The sequence below is a fragment of the Actinokineospora diospyrosa genome (assembly GCF_024171925.1).
Taxonomy (GTDB): domain Bacteria; phylum Actinomycetota; class Actinomycetes; order Mycobacteriales; family Pseudonocardiaceae; genus Actinokineospora; species Actinokineospora diospyrosa.
This window is the reverse complement of the sequence record NZ_JAMTCO010000006.1, coordinates 190,140-210,630: the sequence shown is the minus strand read 5'-3', so window position 1 is coordinate 210,630 and position 20,491 is coordinate 190,140. Positions and strand designations below refer to the sequence as shown.

Sequence of the window (20,491 nt, the reverse complement as noted above, 5' to 3'; positions counted from 1 at the left end):
GGGTGGGTCGAGCGGCCCGGTGGCGGCGGCAGGTCCGACCGCCACCACCGGGGCTCCTCAGGCCGAGGCGCGGTGACGCCGCTCCAACTGTTCGGCGAACTCCCGCCAGGACTCACTGCACTGGCGGGCGAGGTCGGCGACCGTGCCAGCGCAGTGCGCAGGCACCTCGTCCATGAGGCCCTGCCACTCGCGCGAGTCGATGGACCGGGTGCTCAGCCACCGCAGCAAGACCCGGCCCGCGTCGGTGAACCGCAGCGCGGGGTCGGCGGTCAGGATCCGCAGGGCCATCGCGGAATCCCGCCGGGCGATCAAGTTGGCCACCGAGGCGCCGTCGGGACCGGCACCCTCGGGTGCCACCGGTTCCCGGGCAGCCGCCACCTTCTCATCGCGTCCCGCCGTGTCGCCAGGGCGAGAAGTGCCGCCGCGCACCGGGTCCTCACCGCGCATCACCCGGTGCCGCACGTCAGCGGCGGTGCCCAGGGAGATGCCCGCCCGCTGTGCAACCTGGCGCAGCGGCATCGCGGGGTTCGCCTTCACCAGCTCCCCCGCGGAGCGGCGACCCGCGGCGGCGCTGAGCGGGCGGGTGCGACCGTCGCGACCGATCCGGGTCGGCGTCGAGGCGGGAGCACCGCCCTTCTCCCGGCGGATGCCGCGCACCGTCTTCGCGTCCAGCCCGGCCGTTCCCGCGATCGCGCGGTCGGACCAGTGCGGGTGCGACACCAGGATGCGGGCGGCGGCGGCGCGGCGGTCGGCCATCGCCAACGGCAGGCCGTGCTGGACGTTGAGCCGGACCGCGAGCAGGAACAGGTCCTCCTCGGGCAGGTCCACGAAGCGCACCTCAATCTGCTCGGCCCCGCGCAGCAGGGCGGCCCGGATGCGGTGCATCCCGTCGATCACGCGCCTGGTGGACCGGTGCACCAGGATCGGCGGCAACCCGCCCTCGGTCTGCGCCAGCACGCGCACGTGGTCCGGGTCCTCGGCCTGGGTGCGCGGCGAGTCGGCCGACCGCAGCGACGCGATCGGCACCACCTCGGTGTCGGCCGCGCCGAGGACGTGTTGGTCCACATCGGACAGGACAGCGACCACGTGCTCCCGATCTGTCATCTCCACTGCACTCTCCCCTTGTGCGGTAATGATTCCCACCAGCGGACCCACCCCAGGGCCGGTACCTTGTCCCACGACCGGGCGCTGACGGCACACCGATCAGCGGCACACACGGGCTTGGCGGCCGAATAACTCGGCGACCCGCCCCCGGTCCAGCACGACGATGATGTCGGCCGCGCCCACGGCGGAGTACCGGTGCGACACCAACAGCGCGTGCTCGACGGTGGCGTTCAACGCGGACGCGGGTTCGTCGGCCACCAGCAGCAACTGCTCGTCCCGCACAAGCGCGCGGGCGACCGACTGCCACTGGCCGCCGGACAGCTCCGCCCCGTAGCCCAGACCACCGGGCACCTCGAAGGCACTTCGGCTGTCCACCAGCAGATCAAGGACCTCTTGACGTTCAAGGGAGCGCGGCGGTGCCCAGGCGAGGGCGGTCTCCGTCGCGCCGCGGCGGGCGAGGTTCCCCGCGATCACGTGCCGGAACGGGTCGAGCGCCTGCTGCCCGGCACCCGCGGCCCGGGCCAGTCGCCCCATCCCGCCCCAGCGCCGTCCCCGGTCCCGAAATGGGGCCGAAAACCGCTGAACGCGTTCAACCACCACTCAGTCCCCCCAGATGAGTCATTGGTTGAACCAATACCAGCGCCACCGGGGGCGGTCAAGCCGAGCACACCGGAGTGCGGAATCGGCGCGCGTGCCGGGAGTCCGCACAATGCGGCATGCCCTCGCGATATAGCCGCCCCGGAGCAAGATGGTGATCTTGCGCACCAGAGCGGAACCGCCAGACGCGGTATCGAGAACGACGCACCGGCCGCGCACACCAACTCAGTCGACAACCACTCAGGGCGTTGATACTCTCGATAGAGGCCCGGTTTGCCAGTCGCATTCCGCACTTCCCGTGCAGGGCGTGCTCGTCAGCAGCGGGCAGCATCCAGGACGATTCCGGTGACGACGTCTAGGGCTTGCGCCGCGTCGGCCCCATCGAGGTCCATCCAGCCCCAATAGAGCAACGTACTTGCTTTGACCCATCCCGGTCACATTCCCCACAGGTCACGGAAGGAGAGCAAATCGCGCGCGACACCACAGTCCGCAAGAGCGGGATCCGGGAATCCACTCAAACGCGTGCATTGCGCGACAGGTCCCGGACCGTCGCGACGGTCCGGGACCTGTTCTCCGGTGTTGCATCGTTGGGAACGCACAGCACTGAATCGGACAGCATCCGCAACCGCGGGGAAACGCGGTCCCAGACGCTCAGTTCCGGCTTGGCGGGGCGATCACGGCAGGTGTCAGCAGGTTGGCCATTCGCCGACGGGGAAGGTGCGGCCGGTTGTGCCGCCGTAGCCGGATAGGCGGAGGGTGAGGCGGCTCTTGTTGGTCAGGGAGTAGCCGTGCGGTTCCAGGACCACGCGGGTGCCCGCGGGGATGGCGGCGGGGTTGGTGAGGGTGACCAGGTGGGGGTTGACCGGCGTGTCGTCGATGAGGCCTGGGTAAGAGGCGACGTGGTACTCGGCCGGGATTGTGCTAGCGGCGGCCCACGACGAGGTCCATTGGCTGCCCGCCGGGATGTCGCCTCCGGTGGCGGTCACGGTGAACGCGTACCAGCCCTGGTGGCACGTACTGCCGAGCACGGCGTTGTCGGCGGCTGCGGCGGGTGCGGTCACGCAGAGCAGCGCGGCACACGCGGCCAGGGTCATCGCGGTTCTTCTACCAGTGGTCACTTTCGTCCTCCCCGACGTGGTTTCCCCGAGCCTAAGCAGGGAACCGGAGGACGCGAATCTGCTGACGGGGTGAAGCCCGGCTTCCCTTGGCCACCAAGGAAAGCCGGGCGCCAGCCAGCGCCGACCGAACAGCGGAGCCTACTGGTTCCTCTGTCTCACTTCTTCGGGGTTCGCAGCGCGGAAGGCTTGTGCACCGCGTCCTTGCCCGTTTTGTCGCTGCGCACCCGGTATTGCGGGTCGTCCTCCGACGCGCGCACCTGACGCGTAGCGGCTCGGGTGTCCTCGGTGATCTTCTCCACCACCTCACCGTGGACGGTCTGGCCGTGGCTGGACCAGGTGACCTCTTCGCCCTTGCGCAGCTTCTTCTCAGCCATCCACCCAGTCTCGGCCGCGGCCGGGGACCCCGCCGGATGACCACGTGATACGACCACGTCACACGCCGCGGCCCGTCCGCTCCTGGAGCTCGTCGATGAGCCTCGACGCGTCGGCCTTGGTCAGGTCGGGTGGAACCTCGACATCGACTTCCTGGGCAAGGGTGTGCAGGTAGGACTCCTGGGGACCGGTCATCGGCTCGTCACCGGTGCTCCAGTCGGCGGGGTCCTTCTCGGGGGTACGGTCGGTCATCTGGTCTCCTTTCTCGAACACCTGTGCCCGTACCCGCTGTGGCGCGGTCGCAAACCCCTCACTAGCGCAGTTTGTAGGCGTCGATGATGGTCAGTTCGACGACCTGGCCGGAGCGGCTGGTCGACTTGGCGCGCAGTGACACCGTGCTGGCGGTGTTCGGGTGGCACAGGATCGCGGCGCCGCTGATGAGTGGGGCCTTCTGCCAGGTCTTCCCGCTGTCATAGGACACCTCGACCGGGCCCGACAGGGGGCGGCTCTCCACACTCCCTTGCGCCTGCAGCGAGACCGGTACCACGAACAACCGCCCCTTGGGGGTTGAGTTGTTCTCGTCGAGCCGAGGCGTGAAGCGGATGGTCGAGACCGGGATCGCCTGCGCGGCCTCCGTGTGCCCCGACTGGAACGTCCACGAGGCCACGACTCGTGTCGACAGGGAGACCCCGGGAACCCGGGTAGCGTCGGAGACGAGCTGATAGGTCCCCGTCTCCGCGGGCACCGGGAAGGCGGCAGGCCCGGTGAGATCGGTCGACTCGCCGACCTTGGCGCCATCGCGGTAAAGGGTGGTGGTGCGGCTTGCCAGAGTCACATCACCCGCGTTCCCGCCACCGTCGCCGTATAGGGACATGGCGGCCCGGATGGAGTCCTTGGCACGGCTCACGAATGACTGGTTCTTGGGCAGCGGTGGGAACACCGGCCCGAACACGCCGCGGTTATAGGTTTCGGTGTAGTCGCGGCCTGGGCGGTAGTGGCGGAGCGGGCTCAGCGATGTGGCCTCCAGCACGCCCGTCGGACTGAGTTGGGCCAGCAGCAAACTCCACAATGCACCGTCGGACTCGGTGGTGTAGTACTCGTCGCGGACCCGGGGTAGGGCGGCGACGTCGTAGCCGGGGCTGGAGTCCAGGACGTCGCCGACCGCTGGGTACGGTGACGCGGCCCGAGCTCCGATGCTGCCCTGGTTCGTCGTGTTGAGACCAGCCCGCACGTGGGCGAGGTCGCGTTTGGACGGACGTTTGACGAGGCCGTCCGGTAGGCCGCCGTGACCGAAGTAGGCCAAGCCGTAGAAGTCGCCGTTCTCGGCGAGCCATTGGGTGTGGACCTTGGTGGTCAGCGCGTCCCCCGGTACCCGGGGTCCTGCCGTGCCGGTCGTGGTGCGCGTGATGTCGGTGCCCGCGATACCGGTCGCGTAGTCGCCGTAGGTCAGCGCGACGTCGGCGAAGCGGCTGGTGGCCCGGACCGGTGGGGTGATGCTCAGCGGCTTGGTCAAGCGGTAGTCGACGACGACCTCAGAATCGCCAGCGACCGTGAACGACGGTTGGAACAGCCAGTTCAGGTTGTCCCCGACCAGCAGCGCGTCGACCGAGTACTCCCCCTTCGGCAACCGCAGCCTGCCGGTCGCGGGCACCTGGTATTGGCGCGCACCCGCCGCCTTGGACACGATCCGCGCATAGCCCGCGATGGCGGGGAACCCATCCAGGCCGAGCTGGCGCACCTTCACCTCATACGTCTGCTCCGAGCGGATGAACACGATCGGCGTGCGCATCGCTCCCGCGAGGACCACGCCCGCATAGATCCCTTGCGGTGCATCGGCGGGCGGTGTGATCGTGTAGGTCGCGGTGGCCGTGCCACCCGCCGGAACCGTGAGTCGCGCGGGCGTGACGGTGATCAGGTTGACCGGCTTGCCGTCCGGTCCGATCAGCACCGACCTCAGGTCCAGGACCGACTCGGCCGTTCCAGTGTTGCGGTAGGTGACGGTCCGCGAATAGATCTTCCCGCTGGTGTCGGGAACCCGTTGGACGCCCAGGTGCACCGACGCGGGTTCGGTCGAGAGCGTCTGCCCGATGGCGGCAGCGACGTCGACGCGGCCGGTGCCTTCCTGGAAGATCGTCTGCCCCGCGCCGGGCTTGGCGCTGGCCATGAGCACGTCCTTGATCCGCTCCCCCGACCAGTCCGGGTGCTGCTGGGCGAGCACCGCCGCGGCACCCGAGACGTGCGCGGTCGCCATTGACGTGCCGAAGTCCGCGACGTAGGGCCCGTCGCCGGGCGAGGCAGAGGAGCGGGCGGCGACGATCGCCATGCCGGGGGCGGTGATGTCCGGTTTCACGGCCCCGTCACCGACGCGGGGGCCGCGGCCGGAGAACGCCAGGATCTTGTCCGTGCGGTCCACGGCGCCGACGGTGAGCGCCGCGTCCGCGCTGCCCGGCGAGCCGACCGTGCCGCCGGTCGGGCCGTCGTTGCCCGCGGAGACGACGAACAGCGTGCCGTGCTGGGCCGACAAGGAGTTGACGGCCTCCTCGAGCGGATCCGAGTCGGGCACGTCGGGCTGGGCCAGGCTCAGGTTCACGATCTTCGCCCCGGATTCGGCGGCCCACTGCATGCCCGCGATGATCCACGAGTCGCGCGCGGATCCGTTGTCGTCGAAGACCTTCCCGTCCAGCAGCCGCGCCCCCGAGGCGATACCCCGGTACTTCGCGCCGGTTCCCGCGATGATCGACGCCACGTGGGTGCCGTGGCCGATCCGGTCGAGCCCGTCCGGCGCGTCGGAGAAGATCCGCGCTTCCGCCACGCGAGTGGCCAGGTCCGGGTGGGTCTTGTCGATGCCGCTGTCGAGGACGGCCACAGTGACGCCCGCGCCGGTGTACCCGGCCTGCCACGCGATGGGCGCGCCGATCTGGGCGGCGCTCTTGTCCAATTGCGGCTTGCGCACGCTGTCGAGCCAGATCTTGCGCACGCCGGGGCTGTCCAAGCTCCGCCACACGGCGCCGTCAAGTCGAGCCGGGGCCGCGAAACCGTTGACAGCGGGCAGACTCACCGAGCCTGCGATCTGGGCAGGGGCCAGTCCCGGCCGAGAGGTGACGATCACCGGCAGACCAGCGCCGTCGTACCCCGCCGCGAGAAGGGCATCGATGTCAAAGAGGCGTTCGTCGAGTCGATCGTCAGCCAATGGCCGCAGCGCGTCGACCGGGACGACGAAATGGTGCCCGTCTCTTTCGTAGTAAGAGAAGGCGGCCTTGTCCCGATTCGGTCCAGGATGGATTGTTCGGTGCCCCAAGGCATCAACCTCCACCCGGTCACCGGTCAGCAAGGTCACCGAGCGAGACCCGATCAGCACGGGTTCAGCGGCAGCCGCCTGAGTGAGGTGGGTGCCGCTAAGCACCACACCGGCCACGAGCGCGGCGACGGCGGCCAGCCGGGGCCACCTGGTTGTACGCATGGTTCCTCCGAGCCTTTTGAACTAAGCGAGTTCCGCGCGGAGGCACTCGGCCACGGCAGCGGGAGTGGGATGGTCGAACACGAGCGTTGGCGGCAGCGCGACACCGGTCGCGACGCTGAGGCGGTTGCGCAGTTCCACCGCGGTCAGGGAGTCGAAGCCGAGGTCCCGCAGTGGCGTGCCCGCGGGGACGGGATCGCGGCGTCCCAGGACGGCCGCGACGTGCCCGAGTACCAGGTCGAGCAGGTTCTCCGCGCGCACCTCGACCGCCTCGCGCGGGACCAGGTGGCGCAGCGGGACCGGGACCGTCGGCCAGACCCGCAACGCGGCGGTGTCCAACTCGATGGCGACTTGGACCGGTTCCGGGACGCGCAGCGCCGCGATCACCAGCGCTTGTCGGTCTTCACTGGACAATCGCGTCACGCCGAGATGACCGTCGTCGTCGGGCCCCCACGCCAACGACAGCGCAGGAAGTCCTCGGGTGGCGCGGCGGCGGGCCAAGGCATCGAACGCGGCAGCGGGAACCGCGCCGGGTCCACCGAGGACACCGGTCGCTGAGCTCGAGAGCACGAACACGGCGACATCGCCCGCGAGCTCGTGCAGCGCCTCCGCCTCGTCATAGCGGTCACCGGCGTAGACGATGCCCGTCAGGGGGTGGGCCTCGGCGACCGCGCTCGGGATGTCCAGGTCAGCGAACTGGACCGACGGCACGCTGACCAGATCCGCGAGCGGTTCACCCAAGACGAGGACGACTTTGGCACCGAGCTCGACCATGGCGCGGGCGAACACCGTGCGAACCTCGTCGCCACCGCCCACGATCAGGACTGTGCCCTCCCCCAGACTCGGTCTTGGCCCCGTTCCCCCGACCGGAACCAACCGTGGCTCATATACCCCATCCTGGCGGACCTGCAGTTGGTATCCCGTGCCCGCGACGGTCTCGACCCGGTCCCGCGAGCCGAGGTGGATCAAGCGGATCCGGTCCGGGTGCGCTAGTTGGGCCGAGCGGACGTAACCCCACACGGCGGCGCACGCGGCCTCGTCGGGTGAGTCACCTCGGGTGACGATCACGGGGTGGGCGTTCGACCAACCAGGATCGGTCCGCCACCGTGCCAGGAAGTCCGACACCTCGCGCAGTGCCGAGGCGGTCTCGTAGGATGAGACTTCCAGGGCAAGCAAGCCCTTTGGCTTCGCGCTTACCAGGTCCTGCAGCCAAGTGACATCCGCCGGAGACGGCGTGACCTTGTGCCACTGTGGACTCAACAGCGAGCCTCGGGCTTGCCGTTCGGCGGGAATCCAGTACCGGGTGCGGGCGAACGGGTAGCCGGGTAGTGGGGCGGGTTCGTCAGACAGTGGCGCGAGTAGCACGGACCAGTCAACACCGACGCCATGGACGTGTGCTGAGGCTACGTTCGCGAGCAGCCGCGAAGGCGAGCCGTCGTCGCGCTGAATGCTCGGCACCACGGCGGTTCGCCCAACTGCGGCCGTGTGCAGGTTGTGGTGCAGTGCCGAGGTGAGGATCGGGTGCGGGCTGCACTCGACGAACGTGCTGTGGCCGCGATCGAGCAGAGCGGACACGGCACGGTCGAGCCGGACCGGGGCGCGGAGGTTGCGGTACCAGTACGCCGAGTCGAGGACGTCCACTTCCTGCCCGGTGACGGTGGAGACCATGGGGATCCGGTGTGGCTGTGGGGTGATGTCGCGTAGGGCGTTCATCAGTTCGTCCTCGACGACTTCCACATACGGGCTGTGTGATGCGTAGCCGATGGGAGTCCGGCCCGCGCGCACACCGTGCAAGTCACAGTGGACCAACAGTTCCTCGATGACCGCTGGCGCACCGGATACGACCACCGACTCGGGTGCATTGACCGCCGCGAGCCACAGGCCAGCCTCAGCGCAACCATCTGGCGCGCAGTCCCGCTCGTGGACCGAGGCGTGCACCCAAGCCCACGGCGCATGCACCCACGCCATGGCGCCACCGGAGAGTCCCGCGACCAGACGCGACCGCGCCACCACGACCCGCGCCGCGTCCGCCAAGGACAACGCTCCCGCCACACAAGCGGCGGCCACCTCACCCTGTGACTGCCCGGCAACCGCATCCACTCGCACCCCGCATGCCTGCCACAACGCGGCCAGCGAGACCATCACGGCGAACAGCGTCGGTTGCACGACATCCACTCGACGCAAGGCGGCGGGATCCGACAGCACGTCGCGAACGTCCCAGTCGACCAGGTGTGACAGTTCCTCAGCGCACTCGGCCATCCGGTCGGCGAACACCCGGGAAGCGCCGAGCAGCTCCTCCCCCATGCCGACCCACTCCGAGCCTTGGCCGCCGAACACCAACACGGCCCCGGCGCCGCTGCGACCCACATCCCCAGGCCCTAGTACCACGCCCGGACCAGCCAACGACTGCAGTCCGTCCACAGCGGACCCCGTCGAGTCCGCGAGTACGACCGCGCGATGGCCCAGCGTCACCCCGCGCGCCAACGAGACCGCACAACCGCCAACGCTGGACAAGCTTTCCGCGAGCTGTCCGGCACGCTCGCGCAAGGAGGCAGCGGACGCCGCGGACACCAACAGTGGAACCGTCGACCCCACCAACCCCAACCCGGGATCCGCTGAGGCCGCGCGTGATCCGGGCGGTGGCGCCTGCTCCAACAGAACATGCGCGTTGGTCCCGCTGATCCCGAACGCCGACACACCGATGCGACGCGGACGTCCGGTGTCGGGCCAGGCCAGCGACTGCCGCAGCACCGCAACCGGCCCCCACTCCACCCCGTCGCACAGGTCGTCGACGTGCAGGGTGCGTGGCAGCACGCCCCGACGCAGTGCGGTGACCGCCTTGATCACGCCAGCGACTCCCGCCGCGGCCTGGGTGTGACCGATGTTCGACTTCACCGAGCCCAGCCACAACGGCCGGTCCCGGTCCGCGCCGTAGGCGGCGACCAACGCTCGCGCTTCCACCGGGTCGCCCAACTTGGTCCCGGTGCCATGCGCCTCCACAGCATCCACATCGGACGGTACGAGGCCCGCGTCGGCCAGCGCGGAAGTGATCACCGCGGTCTGCGCGGCGGTGTCGGGAGCGGTGAGCCAGCCAGAGGCCCCGTCGGAGTTGACCGCACTGCCGCGCACGAGCGCGTACACGCGGTGTCCGAGGCGTCTGGCTCTGGATAACCGCTCCAGCACCAGCACACCCGCCCCCTCCGACGGGCCGAAGCCGTCTGCCCCTGCACCGAAGGCACGGCACCGACCGTCGGCCGACAGTGCGCCCAAGCGGGCGAACTCGGTGAACGTCGTCGGCGTCGACATCACGGTCACCCCGCCCGCCAACGCCAACTCCGACTCCCCGTCCCGCAGCGACCGCACGGCCAGGTGCAGCGCCACCAGCGACGACGAGCACGCCGTGTCGATGGTCAGCGCGGGTCCGGTGAGCCCGAAGGTGTGCGCGATCCGGCCGGACAGCACGCTGGTGGCGCTGCCCAGCCCCAGGTGCCCGGCGATCTCGGGTGGCACCTCGCGCAGCCGGGTCGCGTGGTCGTGGTGGGCCACGCCGACGAACACCCCGACCCGCCCACCGGGGGCGATCCCGGCGTCCTCGAACGCCGACCAGCACACCTCCAGCAGCACCCGCTGCTGCGGGTCCATGCCCAGCGCGGCTCGCGGGCTCACCCCGAACAGCCCGGCGTCGAAGTCCAGCGCGTGCCGCAGGAACCCGCCGCCGCCGGTGACCCCGGTGAGGTCCCAGCCGCGATCGGTCGGCGGCCCGGTGACCAGGTCGGCGCCCGCGGCGACGACCTCCCACAGCTGTTCGGCCGAGGCGACGCCACCGGCGAACCGGCAGCCGACACCCACGACCGCGATCGGGTCTTGCACGGTGCCTCCCCTGATCAGGCCGTGAGCATCCGCTCGACCATGGACTGGAACGAGGCGGTGTCGTTGAGGTGCGGGAACGGCTCGTCCGGCACCGGGACGCCGAGGAACCCGCACAGCGGCTCCCAGCCCTGGCCGACCGCGTAGACGAGCAACCGGTCGGCCGGGACGCCCGCGCGCACGGCGGCGTTGTGCGCCTCGAACGCGGCGAGCATGTGGTCGCGGTCATCGGTCCGGCCCGCGAACGAGTGCTGGGCGATGGCGGTGACCAGGCGGCCGTACCACTCGTAGCCCGCGACCCCGGCCCGCGCCGGGTCCGCCGCGATCCGCCACACCGGCAGCAACGTGCGCGCCATGCTGGCGTACCAGCCGTCCGGGTCGCGCACGGTCAGCACGACCTTGGCGTCGGGGTACTCCTTGATCAGCTCGGGCCAGAACGAGCAGCCCGGCCAGTCCATCGTGGAGCCGAAGCCGGTGAACAACCGCTCCCAGTCCACCGGGTCGCCCGCCAGCGCGGCCAGCCACTGCTCGCCGTGCTCGGGGCGCGCGGTGACCTCGAACATGTGGTAGCACGGGCCGAGGCCCAGCTGTTCCAGGGCGGCCTTCACCGAGGCGGTGCCCGTGCGGCCCAATCCGGCGCCGATGACCTTCATGCCTTCTCCTCTTCGAGAGCGGACACCGCGCGGACGGCGGCGAGGACCCGGTCGGCGTCGTCGGGCCTGCACACCAGCAGGTCCGGCAGCCAGGCGTCCGGGCGCCCGTAGACCAGGGCGGAGCCGTCGAGCCTGCTGGCGTGCAGCCCGGCGGCGGTGGCGACCGCGACCGGGGCGGCGGAGTCCCACTCGTGCTGGCCGCCGCCGTGCACGTAGAGGTCGGTGTCGCCGAGCAGGACCGAGACGATCTTGACGCCCGCGGACCCCATCGGGACCAGGTCCCCGTCCAGCTCGGCCGCCAGTGCCTCGGCGAGCGCAGGTGGCCTGGTGCGGCTGACCGCGATCCGGAACCGGCCAGGTGAGCGGGGTCGGGCTACCGCGTCGCGGGTAGTCAGCAGCAGGTCGCGAGCTGGTAGGGCTACCGCGCCCGCGGCGAGCTTGCCGTCGCGCCATAGCGCTACGTGCACAGCCCAGTCGCTGCGATCGGGCTCGCCGAACTCGCGGGTGCCGTCCAACGGGTCGACGATCCATAGCCGGGAACCGGTGCCATCGCCTGGGGATTCCTCGGAGCGGAGCTGGTCACCTGGGCGGTGTTCGGCGATGCGGTCGGCGAGGAAGGCGTGCGCCTGCTTGTCCCCCGCTTCGCGTAGGTCGTCCGGGGCGTCGAAGCCCTGTTCGGCGCGCAGGTCGAGCAGCCGCTTCCCCGCGGCGGCCGCGAGGTCGCCCGCGAGGATGTGGTCGCTCCCGGTGTCCGCGGATCGCTGCAGCAGCGCGAGGATCCGTGCGGTGGCGGTGTCTGGATCGCACAGGTCGGTGTCGATGACCAGTTCCGGGTGCAGCGGTGGCTCGTAGGGGTCGCTGATGCCAGTGAACCCGCTGATCTCACCCGCGAGCGCCCGCCTATAGAGGCCCTTGGGGTCGCGGTTGATGAGTTCGTCCAGCGGCGCCCGGATGTGGACCTCCAGGAACGGTCCGAGGCTGGCCCGCACCGCGTCGCGCGCTTCCCGGTACGGCGAGATGAGCGCGACGATGACGGTGACGCCGTGCCGGGCGAGCAGCTTGGCCAGGTAGCCGACCCGGCGGACCTGGGTGTCGCGGTCGCGTTTGGCGAAGCCGAGTTCGGTCGACAGGGCGGCGCGGACCTCGTCGCCGTCGAGGACCTCGGTGGGGGTGCCCGCGCGGTCGAGTTCGGCGGCGAGCAGCCGGGCGATGGTCGACTTCCCGGCGCCGGAGAGGCCGGTGAGCCAGATGACGGTCCCGGGGGCGCTCATCCGACACGCACCACGGGTGAGGTCCCGAGGGTCGCGCCGGTCGCCGACAGCGCGCGCACGGCGGCGTACCCGGCGGTGCTCGACGAGCTCAGCACGGTCTCGAACCCGGAGCGCGCCGTCTCGCCGACCACTTTGAGGTGCGCCTTGTCGGGTCCGGCGAGCACCTGCCAGCGGCGGACCTCGGTGGCGCCGTTCCAGCTGGCATAGGCGGTGAGGCCCCCGTCGGGTGCGCGGCGGGCGAAGACGGCGGGGGGTTCGGTGGGGGTGGCGTGCCAGTCGACCCGGTTGGCCACGTAGGTGTCGATGGTGGGGGCGGTGAAGTGCGCGTCGTAGATCATCGCGCCGGTGGCGTCGAACTCGCTGAACCGGCCGCGGTCGCCCCAGCTGACGAAGACGTGCCCGTCGGGCAGGACCTGGTTGCTGCCCTGGGCGCCGGTGCCGAGGCCGTCCGGGGTGCTCAGCGACCGGGTCATGGTCGCGGTGCGGGCGGTGTTGTCCAGGTGCAGGACGATCGCCCGGGACATCGGTCGGGTCGGCGGTGTCGGGGGGAAGGTGGCGCCCTGCTCGTTGTCGAACATGCTGATGTCGCCGTTGGGCAGCGCGCGCACGTTGTGCTGCCAGGCGAACACCGCGTCCGGGGGCATCGCGTAGTCGGAGCGCTTGCCGCCCAGGCGGGACAGGACCCGGCCGGTGCCGCGCTCGAGGGTGTAGACGGTGTGGGTGTTGCGGCCGCTGACCACGATGTTGCCCGCGGTGTCCAGGTCGACGGCGTTGATGTGCAGGTAGTCCCAGGCGACGATGTCGTTGGAGCGCAGGTAGGACTCCGACACCGGGATGTGCTCGAGGCTCGACCAGGTCATCAGGACCGCGCCGGTGGCGATGTCGATCTCGCGCAGCACGTTCTCCACCACCGGTCGCATGGTGACCTGCCCGGGGACCGCGGTGGTGGTGCGGTAGGTGACGACGATCATGGTGTTCTGCGGGGTGATCCGGATGGCGTGCAGGTCCACGCCGCGGTCGGCGCCGACCTGGGCGACGGTGCGGTAGTTCTGGTCGACGATGGTCGCGCTGCCCTGCCCCCAGCCCAGCGGGACGAACGAGCCCTCCCACCAGACCAGCACCGGTTTGCCCCGGTAGGTCTGCGCTTGCGCGTTCATCACCAGCCGCGTCTTGTCACCGCGCGGGGCGAACCAGATGGGGCTGCCGGTGTCGTCGACCAGCAACGGGCCCATCTGCTCGTCGACGGCGTTCTTGGGGGTCAGCAGGATGGCGCCGGGCGCGGTGGGCGCGGCGGCGGTGGTCACGGTGATCGCGGGGGGCACCAGGTCGGGGCGCGACAGGTAGCGCGTCACCGCCTGCGCGGCCGCGGGGGCCGCGTCGGCGGCTGGCATACCCGAGAAAGCGACGACGATAACGGCGAAAATGCCGCCCGCCACTCGGGAGAACCGTGAACACGAGGGGACGTTTGTGAATTCTCTCAACTGGGGCATTCCGACATCCATACGGCCGGGGGTGGCCGCCGGGGGCGCCACCGTTGACACGGAATCCCAGCCAGGATGGCACATTCGCCGGTCGAGACCAAGGTTGGGACATTACCGGAATACATTAACAGCAGACGTTATAGCTATTTCTTATAACGTCATGGCGGGTATGGGGGTGGCCATTTGTCGCGAGGGCGGCTTATGGTCGGCTGGTGGACACCGAAACCCCGCACGTCGACCCGGTCGCGGTGATCGGCGTCGGCTGCCGCTACCCCGGCGGCGCCACCTCGGCGACCCGCCTGTGGTCGCTGGTGGTCTCCGGCGGCGACGGCATCGGCCCATTCCCCCGCGACCGCGGCTGGGACCTCGCCGGGCTGCACGACCCGCGTCCCCGCCGCGTGGGCCGCACCTACACCAGCGAGGCCGGGTTCCTCTACGACCTGCCGCTGTTCGACGCCGACCGGTTCGACATCAGCCCGCGCGAGGCGTTGGCGATGGAACCGCAGCAGCGGCTCCTGCTGGAGGTCACCTGGTCGGCGCTGAGGCACGCGGGCATCGCTCCCCGGTCGCTGCACGGCAGCGAGACCGGCGTGTTCACCGGCGTCGCCTACCAGGACTACGGGATGCCGCTGCACCTGAGCCCGGAATCGGTGCGGGGCAAGCGGATCACCGGCAGCGTGAGCAGCGTGCTGTCCGGGCGCGTCGCCTACACCCTCGGCCTGACCGGCCCCGCGTTGACCGTGGACACCGCGTGTTCGTCGTCGCTGGTCGCGCTGCACCTGGCGTGCCAGTCGCTGCGCGCGGGCGAGTCGGACCTGGCCCTGGCCGGTGGGGTGAGCGCGATGTGCACGCCGGGCGCGATCGTCGATTTCGCGCAGCTGCGCGGTTTGGCCCCGGACAGCCGGTGCAAGGCGTTCGACAGCCGCGCCGACGGCACGGTGTGGGCTGAGGGCGCGGGCGTGTTGGTGCTCCGGCGGTTGACCGATGCTCGGCGCAACGGCGACCGGGTGCTGGCCATCGTGCGGGGTAGCGCGGTGAACTCCGACGGCGCGACCGAGGGGCTGCGCACGCCGAGCGGTCCGGCCCAGGTACGCGTCATCCGCCGCGCCCTGGCCCAGGCCCGGCTCGCACCCGACGAGGTCGACCTGGTCGAGGCGCACGGCACCGGGACGCCGGTGGGTGACCAGATCGAGGGTCGGGCGGTGGTGGCCGCGTACGGGCGTGACCGGACGGGGCCGCTGTGGCTGGGGTCGGTGAAGTCCAACATCGGCCACTCCGGGGCCGCCGCGGGGGCCGCCGGGATGATCAAGGTGATCGCCGCGATGGCGCACGGCGTGCTGCCGCGGTCCTTGCACGTGCGGGACGTGTGCGACGAGGTGGACTGGGCGGCGGGCCGTGTGGAGGTGTTGCGCGACAACGTGCCCTGGCCCGACCGCGGGCGGCCGCGCCGGGCAGGCGTTTCGGCGTTCGGGATCAGCGGTACCAATGCGCATGTCGTGCTGGAGCAGGGCGACGCGGCGTGGCCAGCGGAGCCGCCGGAGGAGAACGGCACTCGTACTCGTTACTGGCTGCCCGACCACGCCCCGCTCGCGGCTCGCGGCCATCCGCTGCTGGGCGTCGCGACGGAGGGTGCGACCGGGGAGGTCGTGTTCACCGCGTCGTTGTGGGCGCACCCGTGGCTGGCTGAGCACCAGGTGGCGGGCGCGCCGATCTTGCCAGCCGCCGCGGTGTTGGAGTGTGCGCTGCACGTGGGGCGGCACACAGGGCATCCGGTCGTCGCCGAGCTGATCTTGCGCGAACCGATCCCCGCGGACTGGGAGATCCGGCTGACCAGCGGCCCGCTGTCCGCTGACTCCCGGGAGTTGCGCGTCGAGGCTCGTGGAGATGGGTCACAGTGGACACTTCGGGCCACTGGGGTCCTCTCCGCCGACTCGCCCGTGGAGGCTCCTTGGGTTGTGGAGTGGCCGCCGCGTGGGCGTCCTATAGATCTCGATCGGCTCTATCGGGGTCTCGACGATCGCGGCTATCACTACGGTCCGGCATGGCGTGCGCTGCGTCGTGCTTGGCATGGCGCTGACGGGTTCCTCTATGCCGAGACTTCTGTAGGTGAGAAGGACTTCGGCGTGCACCCGGCGTTGCTTGACGCCGCGCTGCACGTGCTCGGGGACACCGATCTGGCTGACGGGTTGCCGCACACCTTCACGCGGGTGCGGTGTCCGCAGCCGGGGGCGCGTGAGCTGCGGGTGCGGATCGCGGTAAGCGCGGGGGTAGAGGTCGTGGCGGCCGACAGCGAGGGTAGGACCGCACTGGTCATTGAGTCGTTAAGTTTGCGTGGGTCGCCGTTGACGCTGCCGCGCGACTCTGGGCTGTTCCGTCTTGAGTGGGCACCTAGTTCGCCGTTGGCGCTACCGGGCAGGGTGGCGGCCATTGGTGATTCGCCGTGGGTCGGTGATCCGAGTGTGCTGTTCCCTGATCTGGCGGCGCTAGCGGCTGCCAGCGGTCCGGCGCCTGATCTTGTCTTGGTCGAACGCGGTGGGTCGACTGCTGCTGAGGCTGTTGCGTGGGCGCTGGAGATGGCTCGTGCTTGGCTCGCTGACTCACGATGGCAGCGGAGCACCTTGGTCGTGGTGACCCGAGGAGCGGAGGCAGACCTACCGAGCGCTGCGGTGTGGGGGCTGATTCGGTCCGCACGCGCCGAGCATCCCGGTCGGTTCGCTTTGGTGGAACGCGCGGGGCCACTCGATGTGTCAGCAGTGGCTGCCGCAGCCGTGGGTGAGTCGGTATCGCGCGGGGACACCGTTGAGGTTGCCGAGTTGCAGCCACACGTGCGGCGCGGGTTCGCCCTGCCGAGAGGTCCGTGGCGGTTGGTTCCGGGCGTGTTGGGGTCGGTCGACGACGTGTCGCCGTGGTCCGTCGAGGAGCTCGAGCCGGGGCCGGGTCAGGTGGAGATCGAGGTGCGCGCGGCCGGGGTCAACTTCCGGGACGTGCTGCTCGCGCTGGGCAGCTATCCCGAGCCGGGTCTGCTCGGCGCCGAGGCCGCGGGTGTGGTCCGTCGAGTTGGGCCCGGGGTGAGCGGGTTGGCGGCGGGTGATCGGGTGTTCGGGTTGGTGCCCGGGGCGTTCGGACCGCGCGCGGTGACCGATCGGCGGTTCTTGGCGCCGATCCCCCGCGGCTGGTCGTTCGCCACGGCGGCGTCGGTCCCGGTCGCGTACTTGACCGCGTGGCACGGGCTGTTCGACCTGGGCGGCTTGCGCGCTGGGGAGACAGTGGTGGTGCACGCGGCCGCTGGCGGGGTCGGTCAGGCCGCGGTGCGGCTTGCTCTCCAGGCCGGTGCTCGGGTGCTGGCGACCGCGTCCCCGGACAAGCAGGCGCTTGTGCTGTCCTTGGGTGTGGAGGCGGTCGCCTCTTCGCGCGATAGAGGTTTCGTCGAGCAGTTCGGCAGCGCCGACCTGGTGCTCAACTGCCTGACCGGACCGCTACTAGATGCCTCGATAGAGCTGCTCTCCCCCGGCGGCAGGCTCATCGACCTCGGCAAACTCGACATGCGCGACCCCACTCAAGTAGCCCGCTCGTCTGGCGTCACCTATAGGGCGTTCGACCTCGTCGAGTCAGCCGGGCCGGATCGGATCGCGGAGTTGCTCGCGGATGCTGGGCGGTTTGAGCCACCCGCGCCTGGGGTGTGGGACATCCGCGACGTTGCTGTGCCGTTGCGGTGGATGCGCGCAGGTACGCACACCGGCAAGCTCGTTCTCACCGTGCCTGCGGACCGGCGGGGCACGGTGCTGATCACCGGCGGAACGGGTGCGTTGGGTGGGCTCTTGGCCCGGCACCTGGTCCGCGAGCACGGGGTGCGGGATCTGGTCCTGCTGAGCCGTCACGCCCGCGCGGACGACCCGCTGGTCGAGGAACTACGTGCTCTTGGTGCCGACGTCGTGGTGCGCGCTTGCGATGTCGCCGACCGTGCTGCGCTCTCCGCCGTGATCGACGAGATCGGTGATGCGCTCACGGGTGTTGTGCACGCGGCGGGCGAGCGCGACGACGGCACCGTGGCGTCTCTTACGGCGGAACAGGTGGAGCGAGTGCTTCGGCCGAAGGTGGTCGGGGCGTGGAACCTGCACGAGCTGACCGCTAAAGCCGATCTCGACCTGTTCGTGCTGTTCTCCTCCGCTGCCGGGGTGCTGGGAGCGGCAGGCCAGGGCAACTACGCCGCAGCCAATGCCTACCTCGACGCACTGGCTCGCCACCGGCGGGCTCTTGGACTACCGGCGACATCCCTGGCGTGGGGCGTATGGGCACACCGAGGCGCCATGACCGCAGACCTCGACTCGGCGGACATTGCCCGGATCGCCCGCTCCGGGGTCGCACCTCTGTCCACTGCGGATGCTCTAGCGCTGTTCGACGAGGCGTTAGGCGACCCCGAGCCCGTACTAGTGCCGCTGCGACGAGTCGTAGCACCGCCGCCTGAACCCGTCGTAGAAGGAGTGCTCGCGCTGGTGCGACGGGAAGTGGCCACGGTTCTTGGACACCGCGACGCCTACGCCGTCGACCTCACCCGGCCGTTCCGCGACCTGGGGTTCGACTCGCTGTCAGCGGTGGAGTTGCGCAACCGGCTCAGCGCGGCGACCGGCCGCCCCTTGCCACCCACGCTCGTCTTCGACCACGACAGCCCGGCCGCGCTCGCCCGCTACCTCGACACGGCGCCCGCGCCCGCGGACGTCACCAGCGGATGGGACTACCCCGTCCCGTGACCGACCAGGACCAGAGGGGCGGACGCACCGAGCGGACCACGACGACGCGGTCCCGCGTGGAGGTCGTCGACCTCGGCAAGAGCTACGGCGAGGTCACCGCGCTCACCGGGGTGAACCTGCGCGTGGCCGCCGGGACCGTGGTGGCCGTGCTCGGGCACAACGGGGCGGGCAAGACCACGCTGGTCGACATCCTCGCGACGCGGATCACGCCGTCCACCGGGACCGCGACCGTGTGCGGGTTCGACGTGCGGAAGTCCGGTCACGAGGTCCGCAGGCGCATCGCCCTCACCGGTCAGACCGCCGCCGTCGACCAGACCCTCTCCGGCCGCGGCAACCTCGTCCTCGTCGCCCGCCTGCTCGGCGCCCCAGCCCGCGCGGCCCGAGCCCGAGCCGACGAACTCATCGATGTCTTCGACCTCGCCGACGCCGCCGACCGCCTGGCCCTGACCTACTCCGGCGGCATGCGACGCCGCCTGGACCTCGCCGCCTGCCTGGTCGGCGCGCCACAGGTCCTGTTCCTCGACGAGCCGACCACCGGGCTCGACCCGGTCAGCCGCACCGGCCTCTGGGCCACCGTCCGCCACTTGGCCCGCGAAGGAACCACTGTCGTGCTGACCACCCAGTACCTGGAGGAAGCCGACCAGTTGGCCGACCGGATCGTCGTCCTCGCGGGTGGCGCGGTCGTCGCGCAGGGAACCCCACCAGAGCTGAAGGCCCACGTCGGTGCCCGCACAGCCACCGTCACCTTCCCGGACACCTTCTCAGCCCAGTGGGCAGTGGACGAGTTCCGTCGCCTAGGCCTCACGCCGACCCTGGTAGCCCGAACCGTTCGCGCGCCCGTGCCCACCGCCGCCTTGGTCGTGTCGCTGGTCCGCGCCCTGGACCGCTACGGCCTCGCGATCCTCGACCTCACCATCACCGAACCGACCCTGGACGAGGTCTACCTAGCCCTCCACAACACAGGCTGGGCCGCCTGGGGCACCGGAGCCACACCATGAGCCGCCACCAGCACGACCCCCAAGACCGCACCCAGTGGTCCGGCACCACCGCACCGATGCAGGTCTGGGTACTGACCACCCGCTCGCTGCGAGCCGCGTTCGGCAACTACCGCCTGGTCTTCTTCGGCCTCCTCCAACCCGTCGTCCTCCTCTTGCTGTTCAGCCAGGTCTTCGCGGGGGTCACCGCGCTCCCCGGCATGGCCGGGTACGCCGGTTACATCAACTACCTCATGCCCGCGACCCTGGTGAACATCGCGATGATCACCGCCATGGGCGCGGGCGCCGGGCTGGTCGCCGAGACCTACACCGGGGTCATCGGGCGGCTGCGCACCCTGCCGATCAGCCCCGTGTCGGTGTTGGTGGCGCGTACCCTCGCCGACACGGCCCGGTTGGCCGTGCAGCTCGTCGCGATCGTCGTGGCCGCGGTGCTGGTGCTGGGCTTCGACCCCGATGGCGGGGTGCTCGGGCTGGCCGCGGCCGTGCTGTTGACCCTGGTGGTGGGCTGGGGGTTGAGCTGGGTGTTCGTGGCCATCGCCACCTGGCAGCGCAACATCGAGGTGATGCAGGCGGTGTCCTTCATCGCCGTGTACCCGCTGATGTTCTCCAGCAGCGCCTACCTGCCGCTGGAGAACATGCCCCTGTGGGTGCGCGCGGTGGCCACGGCCAACCCGCTCACCTACGCGATCGACGCCACCCGCGCGCTCGCGCTGGGCAGGTCACCGGGCTGGGCGCTGCCGTGGGCGGTGCTGCTGGCCGCGGTCGCCGCGCTCGGCGGGGCCGCCGTCGCCACCCGGAACTTCCGCCGGTCGGCATGAACGAGGATCA

General features: G+C 70.6%; 11 protein-coding genes and 2 pseudogenes. 3 read left to right on the top strand and 10 right to left on the bottom strand.

Features of this window, described 5'->3' with window-relative positions; genetic code table 11:
* Positions 1-57: 57 nt before the first annotated feature.
* The 10 genes and pseudogenes from LV75_RS12690 to LV75_RS12640 all read right to left on the bottom strand — a co-directional run bounded on the left by LV75_RS12690 (position 58) and on the right by LV75_RS12640 (position 13,875).
* Positions 58-1,104: a ParB/RepB/Spo0J family partition protein gene (locus tag LV75_RS12690; protein ID WP_253887288.1), complete on the bottom strand. Its 1,047-nt coding sequence runs from the start codon at positions 1,102-1,104 to the stop codon at positions 58-60.
* A gap of 99 nt (positions 1,105-1,203) precedes the next feature.
* Positions 1,204-1,638 (bottom strand): P-loop NTPase family protein, encoded by a 435-nt coding sequence (locus tag LV75_RS12685; RefSeq protein ID WP_253887068.1) that lies wholly within the window; start codon positions 1,636-1,638, stop codon positions 1,204-1,206.
* Between the two features lie 749 nt (positions 1,639-2,387).
* Positions 2,388-2,819: a hypothetical protein gene (locus LV75_RS12680; protein ID WP_253887067.1), complete on the bottom strand. Its 432-nt coding sequence runs from the start codon at positions 2,817-2,819 to the stop codon at positions 2,388-2,390.
* A gap of 155 nt (positions 2,820-2,974) precedes the next feature.
* Complete coding sequence (locus LV75_RS12675) at positions 2,975-3,193, bottom strand: hypervirulence associated TUDOR domain-containing protein (RefSeq protein WP_253887066.1); 219 nt, start codon at positions 3,191-3,193, stop codon at positions 2,975-2,977.
* A 58-nt stretch (positions 3,194-3,251) separates the two neighbouring features.
* Positions 3,252-3,443, bottom strand: coding sequence for a DUF3072 domain-containing protein (locus tag LV75_RS12670; RefSeq protein ID WP_253887065.1), 192 nt, complete (start codon positions 3,441-3,443; stop codon positions 3,252-3,254).
* Positions 3,444-3,504: 61 nt separating this feature from the next.
* The gene (locus LV75_RS12665) at positions 3,505-6,651 is read right to left on the bottom strand and encodes a S8 family serine peptidase (protein ID WP_253887064.1); all 3,147 of its coding nucleotides are present in this window, start codon (positions 6,649-6,651) and stop codon (positions 3,505-3,507) included.
* A 21-nt stretch (positions 6,652-6,672) separates the two neighbouring features.
* A pseudogene (locus tag LV75_RS12660) lies at positions 6,673-10,512 on the bottom strand (type I polyketide synthase); the annotation flags it as partial.
* Positions 10,513-10,532: 20 nt separating this feature from the next.
* Positions 10,533-11,168: a sulfotransferase family protein gene (locus tag LV75_RS12655; RefSeq protein WP_253887062.1), complete on the bottom strand. Its 636-nt coding sequence runs from the start codon at positions 11,166-11,168 to the stop codon at positions 10,533-10,535.
* Complete coding sequence (cysC, locus tag LV75_RS35490) at positions 11,165-12,439, bottom strand: adenylyl-sulfate kinase (protein WP_308210935.1); 1,275 nt, start codon at positions 12,437-12,439, stop codon at positions 11,165-11,167. Before cysC ends, LV75_RS12655 begins: the two co-directional genes overlap by 4 nt.
* Entirely contained in the window at positions 12,436-13,875 is a 1,440-nt protein-coding gene (locus LV75_RS12640) for an arylsulfotransferase family protein (protein ID WP_253887061.1), read from the bottom strand. The genes cysC and LV75_RS12640 overlap by 4 nt, the downstream gene beginning before the upstream one ends.
* A 281-nt stretch (positions 13,876-14,156) precedes the next feature.
* On the opposite strand from LV75_RS12640, the pseudogene LV75_RS12635 reads away from it, so the two are divergent.
* The 3 genes and pseudogenes from LV75_RS12635 to LV75_RS12625 all read left to right on the top strand — a co-directional run.
* Positions 14,157-18,668 (top strand): annotated as a pseudogene (locus LV75_RS12635) (SDR family NAD(P)-dependent oxidoreductase); the annotation flags it as partial.
* Positions 18,665-19,666: an ATP-binding cassette domain-containing protein gene (locus LV75_RS12630; protein WP_253887059.1), complete on the top strand. Its 1,002-nt coding sequence runs from the start codon at positions 18,665-18,667 to the stop codon at positions 19,664-19,666. The pseudogene LV75_RS12635 and the gene LV75_RS12630, both read left to right, overlap by 4 nt.
* Positions 19,663-20,481 carry an ABC transporter permease gene (locus LV75_RS12625; RefSeq protein WP_372504169.1) on the top strand — a complete coding sequence of 273 codons (819 nt, stop codon included), beginning with the start codon at positions 19,663-19,665 and terminating at the stop codon, positions 20,479-20,481. Before LV75_RS12630 ends, LV75_RS12625 begins: the two co-directional genes overlap by 4 nt.
* The last annotated feature ends 10 nt before the right edge of the window (positions 20,482-20,491 follow it).

Coding starts and splice junctions, on each gene's coding strand:
- LV75_RS12625 (WP_372504169.1), top strand. CDS start 19,663: ATGAGCCGCCACCAGCACGACCCCCAAGACCGCACCCAGTGGTCCGGC.
- LV75_RS12670 (WP_253887065.1), bottom strand. CDS start 3,443: ATGACCGACCGTACCCCCGAGAAGGACCCCGCCGACTGGAGCACCGGT.
- LV75_RS12685 (WP_253887068.1), bottom strand. CDS start 1,638: ATGGGGCGACTGGCCCGGGCCGCGGGTGCCGGGCAGCAGGCGCTCGAC.
- LV75_RS12690 (WP_253887288.1), bottom strand. CDS start 1,104: ATGACAGATCGGGAGCACGTGGTCGCTGTCCTGTCCGATGTGGACCAA.
- cysC (WP_308210935.1), bottom strand. CDS start 12,439: ATGAGCGCCCCCGGGACCGTCATCTGGCTCACCGGCCTCTCCGGCGCC.
- LV75_RS12655 (WP_253887062.1), bottom strand. CDS start 11,168: ATGAAGGTCATCGGCGCCGGATTGGGCCGCACGGGCACCGCCTCGGTG.
- LV75_RS12665 (WP_253887064.1), bottom strand. CDS start 6,651: ATGCGTACAACCAGGTGGCCCCGGCTGGCCGCCGTCGCCGCGCTCGTG.
- LV75_RS12675 (WP_253887066.1), bottom strand. CDS start 3,193: ATGGCTGAGAAGAAGCTGCGCAAGGGCGAAGAGGTCACCTGGTCCAGC.